The 17,048-nt window shown below is 71.2% G+C and carries 14 protein-coding genes; 6 read left to right on the top strand and 8 right to left on the bottom strand.

Annotated elements, in window-relative coordinates; all coding sequences use genetic code 11:
* Positions 1-61: 61 nt before the first annotated feature.
* From LADH09A_RS16985 to LADH09A_RS16965, 5 genes are all read left to right on the top strand, one after another.
* Complete coding sequence (locus tag LADH09A_RS16985; protein WP_238646236.1) at positions 62-1,018, top strand: NAD-dependent epimerase/dehydratase family protein; 957 nt, start codon at positions 62-64, stop codon at positions 1,016-1,018.
* On the top strand, positions 1,015-2,484 hold the full coding sequence (locus LADH09A_RS16980; RefSeq protein WP_238646235.1) for a lipopolysaccharide biosynthesis protein: 1,470 nt from the start codon (positions 1,015-1,017) through the stop codon (positions 2,482-2,484). The genes LADH09A_RS16985 and LADH09A_RS16980 overlap by 4 nt, the downstream gene beginning before the upstream one ends.
* Positions 2,485-2,554: 70 nt before the next feature.
* Positions 2,555-3,571, top strand: coding sequence for a glycosyltransferase (locus tag LADH09A_RS16975; protein WP_238646234.1), 1,017 nt, complete (start codon positions 2,555-2,557; stop codon positions 3,569-3,571).
* Entirely contained in the window at positions 3,568-4,776 is a 1,209-nt protein-coding gene (locus LADH09A_RS16970; RefSeq protein WP_238646233.1) for a glycosyltransferase family 4 protein, read from the top strand. The genes LADH09A_RS16975 and LADH09A_RS16970 overlap by 4 nt, the downstream gene beginning before the upstream one ends.
* Before the next feature lie 5 nt (positions 4,777-4,781).
* Positions 4,782-6,041 (top strand): glycosyltransferase, encoded by a 1,260-nt coding sequence (locus tag LADH09A_RS16965; protein ID WP_238646231.1) that lies wholly within the window; start codon positions 4,782-4,784, stop codon positions 6,039-6,041.
* A 67-nt stretch (positions 6,042-6,108) separates the two neighbouring features.
* On the opposite strand, the gene LADH09A_RS31930 is transcribed toward LADH09A_RS16965, so the two are convergent.
* The 4 genes from LADH09A_RS31930 to LADH09A_RS16945 form a co-directional block, all read right to left on the bottom strand.
* On the bottom strand, positions 6,109-7,584 hold the full coding sequence (locus tag LADH09A_RS31930) for an O-antigen ligase family protein (RefSeq protein ID WP_238646229.1): 1,476 nt from the start codon (positions 7,582-7,584) through the stop codon (positions 6,109-6,111).
* 61 nt (positions 7,585-7,645) lie between these two features.
* Complete coding sequence (locus LADH09A_RS16955; RefSeq protein WP_238646227.1) at positions 7,646-8,560, bottom strand: dTDP-4-dehydrorhamnose reductase family protein; 915 nt, start codon at positions 8,558-8,560, stop codon at positions 7,646-7,648.
* Positions 8,557-9,861, bottom strand: coding sequence for a glycosyltransferase family 4 protein (locus LADH09A_RS16950; protein WP_238646225.1), 1,305 nt, complete (start codon positions 9,859-9,861; stop codon positions 8,557-8,559). Before LADH09A_RS16950 ends, LADH09A_RS16955 begins: the two co-directional genes overlap by 4 nt.
* Positions 9,858-10,883, bottom strand: a complete 1,026-nt coding sequence (locus LADH09A_RS16945; RefSeq protein ID WP_308194590.1) for a polysaccharide biosynthesis protein — start codon at positions 10,881-10,883, stop codon at positions 9,858-9,860. Before LADH09A_RS16945 ends, LADH09A_RS16950 begins: the two co-directional genes overlap by 4 nt.
* A 235-nt stretch (positions 10,884-11,118) precedes the next feature.
* On the opposite strand from LADH09A_RS16945, the gene wecB reads away from it, so the two are divergent.
* On the top strand, positions 11,119-12,243 hold the full coding sequence (gene wecB / locus LADH09A_RS16940) for a non-hydrolyzing UDP-N-acetylglucosamine 2-epimerase (protein ID WP_238646224.1): 1,125 nt from the start codon (positions 11,119-11,121) through the stop codon (positions 12,241-12,243).
* Positions 12,244-12,321: 78 nt separating this feature from the next.
* On the opposite strand, the gene LADH09A_RS16935 is transcribed toward wecB, so the two are convergent.
* The 4 genes from LADH09A_RS16935 to LADH09A_RS16920 all read right to left on the bottom strand — a co-directional run bounded on the left by LADH09A_RS16935 (position 12,322) and on the right by LADH09A_RS16920 (position 16,835).
* On the bottom strand, positions 12,322-14,196 hold the full coding sequence (locus LADH09A_RS16935; RefSeq protein WP_238646222.1) for a nucleoside-diphosphate sugar epimerase/dehydratase: 1,875 nt from the start codon (positions 14,194-14,196) through the stop codon (positions 12,322-12,324).
* Between the two features lie 146 nt (positions 14,197-14,342).
* On the bottom strand, positions 14,343-14,987 hold the full coding sequence (locus tag LADH09A_RS16930; protein ID WP_238646221.1) for an acetyltransferase: 645 nt from the start codon (positions 14,985-14,987) through the stop codon (positions 14,343-14,345).
* Positions 14,984-16,132, bottom strand: a complete 1,149-nt coding sequence (locus LADH09A_RS16925; protein ID WP_238646219.1) for a DegT/DnrJ/EryC1/StrS family aminotransferase — start codon at positions 16,130-16,132, stop codon at positions 14,984-14,986. The genes LADH09A_RS16930 and LADH09A_RS16925 overlap by 4 nt, the downstream gene beginning before the upstream one ends.
* 22 nt (positions 16,133-16,154) lie before the next feature.
* Positions 16,155-16,835, bottom strand: a complete 681-nt coding sequence (locus LADH09A_RS16920; RefSeq protein ID WP_308194588.1) for a sugar transferase — start codon at positions 16,833-16,835, stop codon at positions 16,155-16,157.
* Positions 16,836-17,048: the final 213 nt, after the last annotated feature.

The following is a 17,048-nucleotide window of genomic DNA, read 5'->3' as shown; positions in this document are numbered from 1 at the left end:
CACTGCACCCTGGCCTGCCTCGATGTACAGGTGGTCGGTCCATACCCCCGAGAGGTTGTCCATGCGCATTCTGATCACTGGTGGGGCCGGTTTCATCGGTTCGAACCTGGCCCGCGCCGCGTTGGTCGATCCTGCGGTGAAGGAAGTGGCCATCCTCGACGACCTGTCGGTCGGACTGCGGAGCAACCTCGACGGGCTGGACGTCGACGTCGTCGAGGGATCGATCCTGGATCCCGGTGCGTTGGACGCCGCGATGGCCGGACGCGAGGCGGTCGTCCACCTGGCGGCGCTGCCCAGCGTGCCCCGTTCGCTGATCGACCCGCTCGCCTCCCACCACGCGAACGCGACGGGCACGCTCATGGTCCTCGAAGCGGCACGACGGCACGACGTCGGCCACGTCCTGGTCGCCTCCTCGTCGTCGGTCTACGGGATGAACCCCGCGCTGCCGAAGGAGGAGCTCACCTGGACCCGGCCGATGAGCCCCTACGCCGCCAGCAAGCTCGCCACCGAGGCGTACGCCCTCGCCCACCAGGCGTCGTTCGGTCTGCCGACACTGGCGTTCCGGTTCTTCAACGTGTTCGGCCCCGGGCAGCGGCACGACCATGCCTACGCCGCGGTCATTCCCCGGTTCGTCCACGGCGCCCTGCGGGGGGAGCCCGTGGTGCTGCACGGCGACGGCACCCAGTCCCGCGACTTCACCTTCGTCGGCACGGTGTGCGAGGTCATCCTCGACGCGCTCCGTCGGCGCGTGCACCACCCGCACCCGGTCAACCTCGCCTTCGGCGCGCGGGCGAACCTGCTGGAGGTGCTGGACGAACTCAGCGAGCTGCTGGATCGTCCGATCGCCCGCGAGTACGCCCCGCCCCGCGTCGGGGACGTCCCCCACTCGCTGGCCGACAACACCACGCTGCGGGAGCTGTTCCCGGACGTCGTACCGATCGACCGTACCGACGGTCTCCGGGCGACCATCGAGTGGATGGCCGGGCTGTTGCACGTCGAACACGCCGCACAGCGGTGACCCAGAAGTCGACGAGCAGGGCAGAGCGGGCCCAACTCACCGCCGAACCGCCCCTCCCACCCCCGGACCCCGGCGCACCGACCGCGCCGGAGGTCCGATCCCGACGTGGCCTGTCGCGCCTGCTGCCCGCGGGGCGCGACCGCCGACTCAGCGTGGACATCGCCACCTCCCTGGTCGCCAAGGGGGTCGGTCTCGCCGCGCCGCTGGTCATCACCCCGGCGTGCTTCCGGTATCTCGGCGACCAGCGCTACGGCCTGTGGATGGCGATCACCGCGCTCACCGGGATGGCCTGGTTCGCCGACCTGGGGCTGGGCAACGGCCTGCTGACGCGGCTCAGCCTCCTCGCCGACCACCCCCGCCAGCGGGCGCGGGAGATCTCCAGCGCGTACGCCACGCTCGGCGCGGTCGCGTTGGCCCTGCTGGTCGGCCTCGTCCTGCTCGAACCCCTGGTGCCCTGGGCCCGGGTGTTCGGCGTCACCGACCCCACCATCGCCGCGGAGGCGTCCGCCCTGGCCCTGCTCTGCTTCGGGGCCTTCGCGATCAACGTGCCGCTCTCCCTGATCCAGCGGGTCCAGTACGCCCGCGCGCAGGTCACCCAGAGCAATGCGTGGCAGGCATCCGGTGCCCTGTCCTCGATGGTGGCCGTGCTCGCCGCGATCGCCGCCGGGAGCAGCCCGCTGACGGTGATCGCCTGCGCCGTGCTGGCCGTCCCGCTGACCAACCTGGTCAACACCCTCGTCTACTTCTGGCGTCAGGAGTCCACCGCACGGCCGCGACCCGGGCTGGTGCACCGGGCCACGGCGGTGGGCCTGCTCCGGCTGGGTCTCCAGTTCTTCGCGCTCTCGGCGATGTCGTCGATCGCGCTGAACGTGGACAGCCCGCTGGTCGCACACGTCCTCGGGCTCAGCGTCGCCGCGTACTACGCGGTCGTCGGGAAGCTCTTCGGCGTCCTGTCCCTGTTCGTCGCGCTGGTCGGGATGACGGTGTGGCCGGCCAACGGGGCCGCCCTCGCCCGCGGCGACATCGCCTGGGTACGCCGGACCACCCGACGGATGATGCTGCTCAACGGTCTGATCGTGGGGACGGCCGGGCTCGCGTTGGTCATCCTCGGTCACCGGCTGCTCGACCTGTGGGTCGGTGGGGTCGACGCCGCGGTGGTGCCGGTCGCCGTCCTGGCCGGGCTTGCGCTCTGGTCGTTCCTGGTGGCGGTCGCCTCCCCGCTGCTTCTCGTGCAGAACAGCATCGGCCTCCTGCGCCCGCAGTTCGTCGGCTGGGCCGCCTTCCTGCTGCTGGCGACGGCGCTGAAGATCGCAGGGCTACGCGAGTTCGGGCTGGTGGGGCTGCCGCTGGCCGGCTGCCTGGCCTATCTGCTCACCATGTGGCCCGCCGCCATCGCCGGTTACCGGCGCGCGCTGGCCAGGTCCGACCCTGCCACCACACGTGACGGGTCCGAGGTGGCGGTGTGACCGTCCGCCGTCCAACTCGGTGTGGACCGCCAGTCGGCCGGTCCTCTTCGACAGCTAGGGGAGTCCTTCGATGAAACAGGCGCAGATCGTCATCGACGCCGCGGGCGGGGCGGGCGGCGGGGCCGGCCGGCTCAAGACCGAACTCGACGCCTTCCTCGCCGATGGCACCGCCCCGATCCGGGTCATCGGGCGGGACCGCCACCTCACTCCGTCGTGGCTGGTGCGGCGCGAGGTCGCCGCCGCCGGCGCCCCCGTGGTCGTCTCGCTGAACAACGTCTCGTTCGCCTGGCGCGGCGCCGAGCGGCGGGTGCTGGTGCACAACGCCCTGCATTTCCTGGCACCCACCGAGGGGCGGCTGTTGACACTGCAACCCCGGTCGCTGCGGGCGCAGATTCCCGTGGTCCGGCGGCTGCTGCACCGGGCCGACGTGATCGCCGTCCCGTGCTCGGCGATGGCGCAACGGGTCGCCGACCGGGTGCCGGCGGTACGCGACCGGCTGCTGGTGCTCGCGAACCCGGTCAGCCCGGTCGGCCCGCGGGTGCCCACGGACGAGGTGTCGATCCTCGTCCCGATCGTGCCGTCACCGTTCAAGAACGTGGTCACGGAACTCCGCGTGCTGCTGGCCGCGCTGGACCGGCGCCAGCACCCCGCCCGGGTACGGATGACCGCGCACCCCCACGAACTGCCGGACGACCTGGCCCGGCATCCGCGACTGGACCTGCTGGGGCAGCTGTCGCACCACGAACTCTCCGAACACTGGCGACGGACGACGGCCGTCTTCTTCCCGTGCCTGGTGGAGTCCTTCGGCTATCCGCTCGCCGAGGCCCGCGTCTACGGCCTGCCGGTGTTCGCGCCGGACAGCGCGCAGTCCCGCGAGGTCGCGGGTAGTGCCCTGACCCCGTACCGCACCTCGGACGTGGCGAGCCTCGCGGACGCGCTCGACGAGATCGACCGGGTGGTGGTGGCGGAACCGGACGCGTTCGAGCGGGGCGCGTACTTCACCCGGCTGCTCGGGCTGGACCGGGAGCGTCCGGGCCGCCAGGTCGACAGGTCGTCGGCGGCCGCCGCGCGGGCGGTCCGCCCGTGACGGGACGTCGGGGTGACGACGGCCGGTGCCGGGTGCTGCGGGTCCTCGGCGAGCTGAACTTCGGGGGTACGGAGATGCGGACCGCCGAGCTGCTGCCCCGTCTCGCCGCCGCCGGTACGGAGGTCCACTTCGTGACGCTCAGCGACCGGATCGGGCCCGGCCCTCTGGCGGAGGCGGCCGTCCGACACGGCGGGTCGGTCATCCCGATCCCGCTCGATGCCCGGTTCGCGCTGCGCTTCCTCCGGCTGCTGCGGCGGCTGCGTCCGGACGTGGTGCACGTGGACTGCGCGAACTTCTCCGGCGTGCTTCTCTGCCTCGCCCTGCTCGGCCGCGTACCGACCCGGGTCGCCCACTTCCGGGGTGACGACAACCAGCACCGCAACCTGCGTCGGCGGGCGCAGCGGTGGTTCTGGAGACAGCTGTTGCGAGCGTCGGCCACGGACATCCTCGGCGTCTCGCCCAGCGCTCTCACCTGTGGCTACGACCGGGCCTGGCGGGACGACCCGCGCTGTCAGGTCGTGCTCAACGGTCTGGACCTCGACCGGCTCCACCGGCCGACCGGTCACCACCTACGGGCCCTGACCGGGGCCGGCCCGGACGACCTGCTCTGCGTGAGCGTGGGACGGGCCTCACCGGAGAAGCGGCGCTGGCTCCTGCCGCCGATCGTGGCTGGTCTGCGCGACCAGGGCGTCGACGCCCACGTCGTCCTCATCGGTCCCTCGGACGACAACGACGAAGCGCGTGTGCGAGCAGCCGCCGCAGAGCACGGCGTCGCCGACCGGGTGCACCTGCTCGGCCCACGCGACGACGTGGGCGGCCTGCTCCGGCAGGCCGACGTGGTCGTGCACCCGTCCTGCCTGGAAGGCCTGCCGGGCGGTGTGCTGGAACCCATTGCCCTGGGGATCGGCACGGTCGCCGCCGACCTGCCCGGTGTGCGCTTCATCGACGAGCACCTGCCCGGAGTCACCATCGTCGACACCGACGCGGCGCCGTCGGTCTGGGCGGCGGCGGTGGCGACCGCCGCCGGCCACACCATGGCGACCGATCCCGACACGGCCGGCCGACGCTTCCAGCTGAGCCCCTTCGCGATCGAGTCGGCGGTCGAGACACACCTGGCTATCTACCGGCGGCGGCTGCCCGAGGGCCCGCCGTCCGCACCTGTTGTCAAGGACAGAAGTCGGCTGCCCGCCGCTTCGGAACGGTGAGACAGATGAACGACCAGACGACGGTGCTCGGCACCGACCACGGGAGGCGCGACGTCCCGGCGCGGCGGACGGAGCAGCCACGTCCGCTCCTGATCGGCCACTACCGCTTTCCCTACGGTGACGCCACCTCCAACCGGCTGTTGCAACTCGCCCGGTGTGCGGCGCCGCACGGCAGGTACACGCTGGTGGTCAACGACTGGCCGTCCGACGGGTCGGTGCCACCGGAGCGCGACGAGGTGGCGGGCATCGAGCTGATCACGTTGCGGACCCAGGGAGGAAACCGCCTCGCCCGGATGTCGGCCCGCCTCGCCCGCCCGGTGCGGGTGTTGCGGGCGATGCGCCGCCGGGGCGTGGCGCGTGGTGACGTCTCGGTGGTGCTGCTGCCGATGGCCATGATGACCCTGGGCAACTGGGCGGTGCTGCGGCTCGCGCTGCGCTGCCCCGTGGTGGTGGACGCGAGCGAGCGGCACGACCGTCGCCAGTTCCGGCGCGGCTGGCTGGCCCCGTACTTCGTCCGGCACCGCTGGTCCACCTTCCTGGCCGCCCGCCTCGTCCATCGGGCCATCGCGGTGTCGACCACCCTCGGTGGCTATTTCGAACGGCGTGGCCTCGACGTGCTGGTGGTGCCGCCGCAGGTGGACTGCGACGAGTTCGCCGAGCCGCGGCCGTCGTCGCTGACCGGCGGGCTGCGTCTGCTGTACGCCGGCACCCCCGGCCGCAAGGACATGCTCGACGTCATCCTCCGCGGGATCAGCCGGCTCACACCGCAGGACCAGGCGCGGGTACGCCTCACCATCGCCGGGGTCACCCGCCAGGACGCCGCCGCGCTGTCCGACCTGGACGTCTCGGTACTGGACTCGGTGTCGGCCGAGGTGACGTTCCTCGGCCGGGTGCCCCGCGACACGGTGCTCACCCTGCTGTCGGAGGCGCACTTCTCGCTGTTGGTGCGCCCGACCGGGGGATACGCCGCCCACGGCTTCCCGTCCAAGGTGCCGGAGAGCCTCTCCGCCGGATGTCCGGTGATGCTCAACTACACCAGCGACCTCGCCGCGTACGTGCGGGACGGGGTGGAGAGCCTCGTGCTCGACGGCAACGGTCCGGACGACGTCCAGCGCGGGATCGAGCGGGCGTTGCGCCTGCGGGACGAGGAGTGGTCGGCGATGAGCCAAGCGGCCCGCAGGACGGCCCGTGAGTCCTTCGACCACCGGGCCTGGCGGGCACGGGTGACGGCCTTCCTCGACCCCACGGGCGGCGCGGCGAGCTGACGCGCGGGTTCCGGAACGACCGACGGCCGCCCCGGTGGGGCGGCCGTCCGGCATTCCTGGGCGGGCGTTACCGCACGGGCACCCGTTCCCGCCGGGCCGGACCGTGCGCACCGGCCGGCTGCCGCCGACCCGCCGCGCTGTGCGGGTACGGCCCGCCGTCGGCGCGCGCCGAGATGTACGCGGTGGCGGGAACCCCGGAGACGTGGCGCCCCGAGCGGGTCTTCACCAGGACGGCGGCCACGGCCAGCCAGAACACGTACGGGTAGGGCTGACCCATGCCGAACATCGTCGACTCGGTGACCTGGATCAGCAGGCCGGTGACGATGAGCCAGACCAGACCCGAGTTGAGTGCCCCGATGGGGGCCAGCAGCACCGCCCGCATCGCGGCGAGCAGGAGCAGGAGCAGCGGGGCGACGCCGATGACCCCCAGCTCCAGCAGCCACTGCAGGTAGCTGTTGTGCACCAGGTTGACGCTGACGTCGAAGAAGCCGTTCTGGCGGGTCTGTTCGAACAGGTGGATTCCCGACGCGTAGCCGAAGCCCAGCGTCGGGCGGCTCTGCCACAGCTCGTAGGCGGCCTGCCAGGTCTGGGTGCGTCCGTTGGAGAGGTCGCCATTGTCCGGGTCGGTGAACCGGGCGGTGAAGGTCTGCACCCAGGTGGAACCGACGAAGCTGGGGACCATACCGAACAGGTACGCGAGCCCGAAGCCCCCGACCGCCACCACCCCCAGACGTGCCATCGGCCCGACCCCGTGCCGCAGCACCACCCAGAGTCCGCCGACGACGACGGCGATCAACGCGGTGCGGGACTCGGTGAGTGGTACGGCGATCAGCGCCGGCACCATGCCGAGCAGCTGCGCCCGCCTGCCCGACTGCTGGTAGAGCGCCCAGCCGAGCGGGATCGTCAGGGCGCAGATGATGCTCAGCATGTTGGGGTTGGCGTACAGGCCCTGGAACCGGTCGTTGAAGGAGGTGGCCGACGGGCGCCCGGCGATCAGGTAGCCGAGACTGACCACGAGCGACAGGCTGAGCACCACGTAGACCACGTGCAGGTCTGCGGCCACGGCCGCCGTGTCGGCCCACCGGCGGCGCAGCAACACGTGGGCCAGCGCGGCCAGGAGCACCAGCGCGACGCCCTGCTGGAGGGTGTGCAACGGGACGATCGACCACACGCTGCTCAGCGTGGCCAACCCCGCGGTCACCCAGAGCGTGCCGATGAACAGACGCGTCCACCTGTCGGCCGGTCGGATCCTGCGGTCGCGCCCCAGCAACGCCCAGAGGACCAGGCAGCCGACCGCGACGTACCGGCCGTAGAAGCTGAAGGTGACCAGCGACGGCATGTTCGACGAGGCGCAGACCAGCAGAATCGTCGCCACCGCCAGGATCCGCCGGAAACCGTCGAGCCGCCGCGTGAGGTAGAGCGCGACGAGCAGGACCGCCACACCGGCGGCGATCATCGGTTCGTCCAGGGCGAAGGCGGTCGTGACCGCCGTGAGACAGACTGCCCCGACGACGAGGGCGACGAGGCCAAGGCGTTCTACCACGTGATGTCCTTCGGCTCCTGCGGAAAGGCCGGCGGGCAGCCGACCCCTGGCGTACGTGCGGTCAGACCGGCGCGGTCTGGCGGCTCACCAGTGCCTCGGGGATGTTCCACCTGGCTCGCGCCTCGTGCATCAGCCGGATCATGTCCGGCCAGGTCGGCGGCCGGTAGCCGGTGGCCTGCTCCAACGCGTCGGCACGCATCGACCGGTCGAGTACGAAGTCGACGTCCGGCAGCAACTCGCCCCGCCAGCCGTACACGTCGGCGACCAGCCGGAGCAGGTCGTACTTCGAGATGGGTTCCGCGGCGAGGTGGTACAGCCCGGTCAGGTCCTCGCGGGGCAGGATGACCTCGCGCAGCAGCCGGGCGAACTCGACGGTCGTCACGCCGCTGTAGATCGCCCTGGTGAACCCGTTCACCAGGCCCTGTTGGGAGAGGAACCAGTCCAGCAGCGACCGGTTGGTGGTCAACTCGTGCCCGATGATGGAGGTGCGCAGGGTGAGCGCGGGAGCCGACCGGGTCTCGCCCAGCAACTTGGACTGCCCGTAGAGGTCGGGTGGGTCCGGGAGGTCGTCCTCCAGGTAGCCACCCCGGTTGCCGGAGAACACGCAGTCGGTGCTGACGTGCACCAGCCGGTTGCCGAGTTGCGCGCAGGCGTCGGCCAGCAGGTGCGGGAAGAGCGCGTTGAGCATCACCGTGTGGACGGCGTCCTGGACGTCCGGGCGCTGCTTGATCACGCCGACGCAGTTGACGACGACGTCCGGTCGGATGTCGTCGAGCACCTGCCGCACCTGGTCGAACCGGCTGACGTCGAGGGCGGGGGTGATCCGGGCGAGCAGGTCGGGCGGGAAGAGGTGCGCGCGGCCCTCCATGCTCCGCGCGGCGCCGTACACGTCGAGCCCGGGATCCGCGCTCAGCTCCCGGACGAGGGCGTGGCCCAGCATCCCGGTCGCTCCGAGGACGAGGACGCGTCGGGTCATCGTGACTCCTTGTCCCGGCGGGTGTCGCTCCTGGCCCGCCGTGCCGCTTCGGTGAGCAGGTCGGCGAGGACCTGCACGTTGGTCGCCTGACTCATGTGGGCCAGGTAGTGCTGCCGGCCCGCCCGTCCCATCGCCCGCAGCCGCGACCGCGGTGTCTGCCGGGCCTGCCGGACGACCTCGGCCAGGCTCTCCGGGTCCTCGGGGCGGGCGTCGAAGCCGGCCCCGGCGTGCCGGACGACCCGGGCGGCGTCGCCGGGCGCGCAGGCGAGCACGGGTTGGCCGCAGGCCAGGATCGACTGGACCTTGCTGGGCAGGGTGATGCTGAACAGCGGATCGTTCGCCAGGGACACGAGGTGCAGGTCGGCGGCTGCCATCCGGGCCGCCAGGCGCTCCGGTGGCACCGGGTCGAGGAAGTGCACGTGGTCGGGCCGGCTGCGCGCCGCCTGCGCCATCAGCGCGTCCTTCTCCACCCCGTCGCCGACCAGGACCAGGTGGACGTCCGGCAGGTCGTGCAGCCGGGCCACGGCGTCGATCACGGTGTCGAGTCGCTGCGCCGGGCCGTGGTTGCCCGCGTACATCAGCACGAAGTCGTCGTCGCGCAGGCCGAGCCGGGCGCGCAGGCCGGGCTCCGGTTCGGTCGGCTGCATGACCTTCTCGTCGGCCCAGTTGTAGACCACCGACACCTTCTCGGCCGGGACGCCCCGGGCGATGATCGTGTCCCGCAGGCCGGGCGCGGGGACCGTGACGTGGTCGGCCCAGCGGTACGTCCGGTCCGTGAACCAGCCGAGGCTCGCCTCGGCGAGCCGGCGGGCCAGCCCGTCGGTGAGGAACCCGGTGGCGAAGATGGAGTCCGGCCAGAGGTCCAGCACCATGGTCACGTACGGGGTGCCCCAGCGTCGCCGTGCCGTCATCGCGGCGGCCGTGGCGGTCACCGGTGAGGAGTAGACCAGAGCGACGTCGGCGGTGCGCAGGACGGACGCGCCGAGCAGGGACGACGACGCCGCCCAGCTCAGGTAGTTGGCGGCCCGGCCGACCGCGGACCGGTCGTGGCTCGGGTGCAGGGGCGTACGGATGACCCGGGAGCCGTCGCGCAGCTCGACGGTCCGCCGGCGTGCCGAGTAGCCGTCGTAGACGACGCCCTTCGGATAGTTCGGCACCCCGGTGAGCACGTCGACGTCGAAGCCCTGTCGGCGCAGTGAGTCGGTGATGCCCTCGGCGAAGGGCGCCGGTTCCGGGGGAAACCACTGACTGACCAGTGCGACCCGGTCGGGTCGTCCGCCGCTTGTGGCCGGGGCGCTCACGCCGCGACGGCGTCGAGGTGCGCCCGCACCTCCGGCAGGTTCAGCAGCAGCGACTCGATCTCCGGAACGACGAGTCGGCGGGTGTTGTGCGAGTTGAAGTCCTGGGTGCCCCGGTCGACGCTGCCCTCGTCGAAGTAGAGGGCGTAGTTGAGGTCCCGGCTGTCCACCGGCACCCGGAGGAAATCCCCGAAGTCCTCGGCGCGGGACAGGTCCTCGCGGCTGGCGAGGGTCTCGTAGAGCTTCTCGCCGTGCCGGATCCCGAGCACGTTCATCTTGACGGGCACGCCGAACAGGTTGCACAGCGCCGTGGCCAGGTCGCCGATCGTGCAGGCGTCGGCCTTGCGGATGAAGATGTCGCCGGGCTGGCCGTGGTGGAAGGCGTGCTCGACCAGGTCCACCGACTCGTCCAGCGACATCAGGAACCGGGTCATCGTCGGCTCGGTCACCGTCAGCGGCGTCCCCTTGCGGATCTGGTCGATGAACAGCGGGATCACCGACCCCCGCGAGTACATGACGTTGCCGTAGCGCACACAGCAGACGCGTGTCCGGGCGTTCGGGTTGTTGCGCGCGTGGGCCTGCGCCACCTTCTCCATGAGCGCCTTGGTCATGCCCATCGCGTTGACCGGATAGACCGCCTTGTCGGTGCTCAGCAACACCAGTGCCTCGACGCCGTTGCGCTCGCACGCGTCCACGACGTTGGCGCTGCCCAACACGTTGGTCCGCAGCGCCTCCAGGGGAAAGAACTCACAGGAGGGGACCTGCTTGAGAGCAGCCGCGTGGAAGACGAATTCGGTGCCCCGGCTGGCCTTGAAAACGGAGTCGTAGTCGCGTACGTCGCCGACGTAGTAGCGGACCCGGTCGTCGCTGATGCGGTGTCGCATCGCGTCCTGCTTCGACTCGTCGCGGCTGAGTACCCGCACCTCGGAGGCCCCGGCGTCGAGCAGGCGACGGACCATGGTCTGCCCGAAGGAGCCGGTCCCGCCGGTGATCAGGAAACGTCGGTCCGAAAGCGAGGAAATCACTTCTCCTCCAGCCGTCTGCGCTATTTCAGGGGAGTTCGCAGTTGTCATAGATCCGGACCATACCGTCCTAAGCAGACTAAGAACCTGGGAAACCGGATAACCACCGACAAACTTGATAGACGACTAATTTTCATTAAAAATGCCGCTACCACCGGCTATCTCGACTCGTTTGTCCAACGATCGAATTGCCGGCCCGAGACGGAGTCCGGCGCAGTCATCGGCGAAGGGTGGACACATGACACGGGTGATGACCGTGGTAGGGACCCGACCAGAGATCATCCGGTTGTCCAGGATCATGACCGCGCTCGACGAGACCGTGGAGCACGTGCTGGTCCACACCGGGCAGAACTGGGACGCGACCCTCTCCGACGTCTTCTTCAAGGAGCTGGGGCTCCGGGAGCCGGACCGGTCGCTCCGGGTGGACACGTCCTCGCTGGGACGGGTGCTGGGTGGGGTGCTGACCGGCATGGAGACGGCGATCACCGAGCTGAGCCCGGACGCGCTCCTGGTCCTCGGCGACACGAACAGCAGCATCGCCGCCCTGATGGCACGGCGGATGCGAGTGCCCGTCTATCACATGGAGGCCGGCAACCGTTGCTTCGACCTCAACGTCCCGGAGGAGACCAACCGGCGTCTGGTCGACCACATCGCCGACTTCAACCTGGTCTACAGCGAGCACGCCCGGCGCAACTTGCTGGCCGAGGGGCTCCACCCGCGCCGGATCCTGCACACCGGCTCGCCCATGCGTGAGGTGCTGAACCACTACGCCGCCGACATCGCCGGCTCTGACGTCCTGCGCCAGCTCGGCCTCGAACCCGGCGGTTACTTCGTGGTCAGCGCCCACCGGGAGGAGAACGTCGACCAGCCGGCCCGGCTGCGTCGGCTGCTCGACTGCCTCCACGCCGTACGGCAGACCTGGGGGCTGCCGGTGCTCGTCTCCACCCACCCCCGCACCAAGAAGCGGCTGGAGGCCCTGACCGACGTCAACCTCAGCGCGGACGGCATCACCTTCCACGAGCCGTTCGGTCTGTTCGACTACGTACGCCTGCAGAGCCAGGCCCGGTGCACCCTCTCCGACAGCGGCACCATCAGCGAGGAGGCGGCGATCCTCGGCTTCCCGGCGGTCACCCTGCGCGACTCGATGGAGCGTCCGGAGGCGCTGGACGCAGGCGGGATCATCATGACCGGCCTCGACCCGGAGGGCGTCGTCGAGGCCATCGGGGTCACCGTGGCCCAGGTCGCCGCGCGGGGAGTGCCCTGCCCGGTCGACTACCAGGTGCCGGACACCTCCCGGCGGGTGGTCGACTTCATCCTCTCCACGGTCCGCCGGCACCACGACTGGGCGGGCATCCGCCGCTGACCGGGACAGCCGACAGGGCCGGCGACCGCTTCACCACGGTCGCCGGCCCTGTCGTGTGGAGCCTGCCGGCCGGGTCGGTCAGCGCGACTGCAGTGGTACGCCCAGCGAACCCCCCACCACCGGGTCGGTCGGCTGGGTGCAGAGCAGCGCGAGGTGCTCGACGACCTTCGCCGCATCCTCGTACGGGTCGAGGCCACTGACCTCCATCGGATCGAGCGCCGGCACGGCCACGTGGGACACCAGCGGGTGCAGCGGCCGGGTGTCGACCTCGCCGGCCCCGAGCAGGTCCTCGTGCAGCTTCTCGCCGGGGCGCAGGCCGGTGTAGACGATCGGCACGTCGCTGGACGCCTGGTCGGCCATCTGGCGGGCCAGGTCGACGATCCGGACCGGGTCGCCCATGTCGAGCACCAGCGCCTCCCCGTCCCGGCCGATCTCAGCGGCCTGGAGTACCAGGTGGACGGCCTCCTGGAGGGTCATCAGGTAGCGGGTGACGTCCGGGTGGGTGACGGTCAGCGGTCTGCCGGTCTCGATCTGCCGTTGGAAGGCCGTCACCACCGAGCCGCGGCTGCTCAGCACGTTGCCGAACCGGACGCTGAGGAACGTGCCCGGGAACCGGGACGCGGCGTGGGCGGTCAACCGCTCGGTGATCCGCTTCGAGTAGCCGAGGACGCTGATCGGGTCGGCGGCCTTGTCCGTGGAGATGTTGACGAACTTCGCCACGTCCTGGCAGGCGTCCAGCACCGACAGGGTGCCCCAGACGTTGGTCTTGATCGCCTCACCCGGGTGCCGCTGGAGCAGCGTCAGGTGCTTGAGCGCCGCCGCGTGGAAGATGATCTCCGGGCGGCGCTCCCGGATGATCCGTCGAATTCCCTCGTCGTCGCGCAGGTCGGCGAGGATCAGCTCGGGTCCGTCCAGCATGGCCCGTCCGGCGAGCGACATCTGGAGGCTGTGCAGGGCCGACTCGTCCCGGTCGAGCATCATCAGCTCACCGGGGTTGGCCTTCATCACCTGGCGGCACAGCTCGGAGCCGATCGACCCGCCGGCGCCGGTGACCAGGATCCGCCGGCCGGTCAGGCTGTTGGTGCTCAGTGGCAGGTCGCCGACCACCTGCCGGCGGCCGAGCAGGTCGCTGACCTGCACGTCCCGGACGTCGGTGACGGTGATCCGGTGGTCGACCAGGTCCCGCACCGGGGGCAGCACCTTGAAGACCGCGCCGGCCCCGAGAGTGGCCTCGCGGATCTGACGGATCAGTGCGGCGTCCGCGTTGGCGACCGAGAAGATCACGGTGGTGGCGCCGGTGCGCCGGACCGAGGCGGCGACGTCGCGCCGTCCGCCCAGCACGCGTACCCGGCCGATGCGCAGGTCACGCTTGTCCGGGTCGTCGTCGAGCGCGCCGACCGGCAGGTACCGCCCGCGCGGGTCGCTGAGCATCGCGCGGAGCAGGCCCTGGCCGGCGTCACCCATCCCGAACAGCAGCACCGGCGTCGACGACCGGACGTCCGGTCGCATGGCGAGGTCGCGCCGGTGCCGGTACGCGAACCGGGCGCCGAGCATGAACAGCAGGGCGAGCGCGCCACCGACCAGAGGGGTGCTCGCCGGAACCGCCCGCTCGCCGGACGGCAGCAGGGCCAGCAGCACGATGCCGGCCGTCGTGATGGCGGTCCCGGCGACGCCCTGGACCTCCTGGAGGCTGCCCAGTGGATGCCGTCCGGAGTAGAGCCGTCGCAGTGCCGCCACCGCCACGTGTACGACCGCCGCGACGACGCCGACCGCGGCTGCTCGGCCCAGTTGGCCCGGGGGCAGCTGGAACTCGAACCGGGTCCACGCTGCGGCGACGAACCCACCGACCCAGGCGGTGGTGTCGGTGGCGAGGAACCCGGCGGTGCGCTGGCGGGCCCTGGCCCGCCGGGCCTGCCGGTCCGCGGCCTGCGTGTTCTCGGTGTCCTGCGGCATGTGCTGGCTCCCTGTCCCGTCGCACGCTCCCGCTGCCCGCACGGCAGAAGGAGCCTCTAGGCTCTTTGTTCTTGTTACATGCCAAAGCTGCGCTTTTGGGCGCTTTCAACTGTTACAAGCTGAATATGTTGTCTGTCCGGATGCCCTCAGCGGGCCGGAACGCCCTTGACCGTCACCTGATCGGGTACGTCGCGAACGACGCAGGCACCTGCCCCGACCGTGCTGTCCCGTCCGATCCGCAGGCCCTGAAGCACTGCGGCGGTGGTCCCGATCAGCACGCCCTCGGCCAGGTGGCAGTCACCGGACACCGCGGCCAGCGGGTTGACCGAGACGTAGTCCGCAAGCCGGCTGTCGTGGCCGACGGTGGCGTTCTGGTTGAGGTGGACGTGCCGGCCGAGGGTGACGTTCGTGGTGACCCGGGCTCCCGCGAAGGCCACGAAACCCGGCCCGTGTTCGCTGTCCGGCCCGATGGTGGCGTCCGGGTGGACGAGACTCGCGGCCGCGGTGTCGTACCCGTCGATCCGGGCGCCGATGACGCGGCGGACCCGGGGATCGCCGATGCCGATGAGGTGCCGGGTGTCCGGGGGCGCGTCCCGCAGCCAGGCCACGTCCCCGAGGTACGGGACGTCGAGTCGCTGCAACCGTTTCAGGTTCTCTTCGGTGGGCCGGTCGTCGACGACGCCCAGCAGCCGCCAGATCGGCCGTCCGGCGGCCTCGTTCACGGCCCGGGCGATGGTCAGCACCTCCCGGCCGTGGCCGCCGCAGCCGACCACCACCAGTCCCGTTGTCACGCCGCGGGCCCTCCCGTTTGGACGGCCAGGAACTCGTCGATCGCGGCGAGCACCCGTGCGATCTGCGGCTCGGTCAGTGCGCTTCCGCTGGGCAGGGTGAGCCCGTCGGCGAAGAGCCGCTCCGCCGCGCCGCTGAGCAGGCTCTCCGCGCCGGCGTGCATGGGCTGGAGGTGCATCGGCTTCCACACCGGCCGGGTCTCGATGTCCCGTTCGGCCAGGTGGGCCGCCAGGTCCTCGGCCTGCCAACCACACCGCTCCCGCTCGACGGTGATGACGGTGAGCCAGCAGTTCGACTCGGTGTCCTCGGTGCCGAGCAGCTGGACGCCGGGCACCGGGGCGAAGAGCTTGGCGTAGTGGTCGCGCAGCTGACGGCGTCGCGAGATCATTCCGTCCAGCCGGAGCAACTGGGCCCGGCCGAGCGCAGCGAGGAGGTTGCTGAGCCGGTAGTTGTAGCCGGTCTCCCGGTGCTCGTAGTGCCGTGCCGGCTCGCGGGCCTGGGTGGAGAGGTGGCGGGCCCGGTCGAGAAGGGCGACGTCGTCGCTCACGAGCATTCCGCCACCGGAGGTGGTCATGATCTTGTTGCCGTTGAACGACAGCACTCCGGCGTGCCCGAAGGAGCCGGCGGGCTGCCCCCGGTGACTCGCTCCGAGGGCCTCCGCGGCGTCCTCCACCAGGGGGACCTCGGCCTCGGCGCAGACCGGCGCCAGCGAGCGGTAGTCGACGCAGCTGCCGAACATGTCCACCGGGACGACCGCGCCGACCCGCTCGCCGCGCGACCGCAGCCGGCGCAGCAGCTCGGCGACAAGGTCGACGTCGACGTTTCCGGTCCGAGGATCACAGTCGACGAAGACCGGACGCGCGCCGATGTAGTGGACCGCGTTGGCGGTGGCGACGAAGGTGAGTGTGGGCACGACGACCACGTCGCCAGGCCCGACGCCGACGCCGAGCAGAGCCAGGTGCAGGGCGGCGGTGCCGGAGCTGACCGCCACGGCGCCGCTGGTGCCGACCCGCTCGGCGATGTCGTGTTCGAAGGCCTGGAGGTCCGGGCCGGCCGGCGCCACCCAGCCGGAACGCAGGGCGGCGACCAGGTACGACTCTTCGAGCGGCCCGACGTCGGGCGGGGACAGGTAGATCGTCTGGCTCATCGGCCGGCTCCCCGAGGGATCGTCATGCCGGTGTCCGGTCGCGCTGCGTCGGCGCCGGGCGTCGGGGCGGCGTACCAAGGAACTCCGGCGCGGTCGCGGACCCGGCCGCGTTGATTCCCTCGCGGCGCAGCACGGTCCGCACGGTCGCGGCGAGGATCGACAGGTCCACCCGGAGGTTGTGGCTGTCCACGTACCGCACGTCGAATTCCAGCTTCTCCTCCCAGCTCAGGCTGTTGCGCCCCCGCACCTGGGCCAACCCGGTGACGCCGGGCCGGACCTCGTGCCGCCGGGCCTGGCGGGGGGAGTAGCGGCTGAGGTACTCGGGCAGCAGTGGGCGCGGGCCGACCAGGCTCATGTCGCCGCGCAGCACGTTCCAGAGCGTGGGCAGCTCGTCCAGGCTGGTGGCGCGCAGCCAGCGCCCGAGCGGGGTGAGTCGGTCACGGTCTCCGAGCAGGCCGAGGCTCAGGTTGGGGGGCCGCATGGTGCGGAACTTGACCAACTCGAAGGGTTGTCCGTGCAGGCCGGCCCGGCACTGGCGGAACAGCACCGGGCGACCGAGACCCGCCGCGACCAGGGCCGCCACCACGATCAGCAACGGAGTGGCCAGGATGAGCAGGACCGCCGCCACGACGACGTCGATGATGCGCTTGCCGGGCTTCGGGCGGGGCAGGGACAGATCGGCGTCCACGAGACCATCAGGCACCGGCACGTTGTGACCTCCCGCATAATTACGTAAAACGTACATATTTGTCATACCAGGTACACACGGCGCGGCGAGGACGAATAGCGACACTCGGTCCGCATTCCCCCGATCAACCCCGAAACCCCGTAGTCGGACACGGCCAGATCAGCGGCCTTGTGCAGCTCCTGGGGTCGACGGGCGCGGCGGTAGAGTCGCGACGGCCGGTCGGGCGAG

It is taken from the genome of Micromonospora cabrerizensis (assembly GCF_022230955.1).
Classification (GTDB): domain Bacteria; phylum Actinomycetota; class Actinomycetes; order Mycobacteriales; family Micromonosporaceae; genus Micromonospora; species Micromonospora cabrerizensis.
The sequence above is the reverse complement of the archived record's forward strand: the minus strand, read 5'-3'. Positions and strand labels throughout refer to the sequence as shown.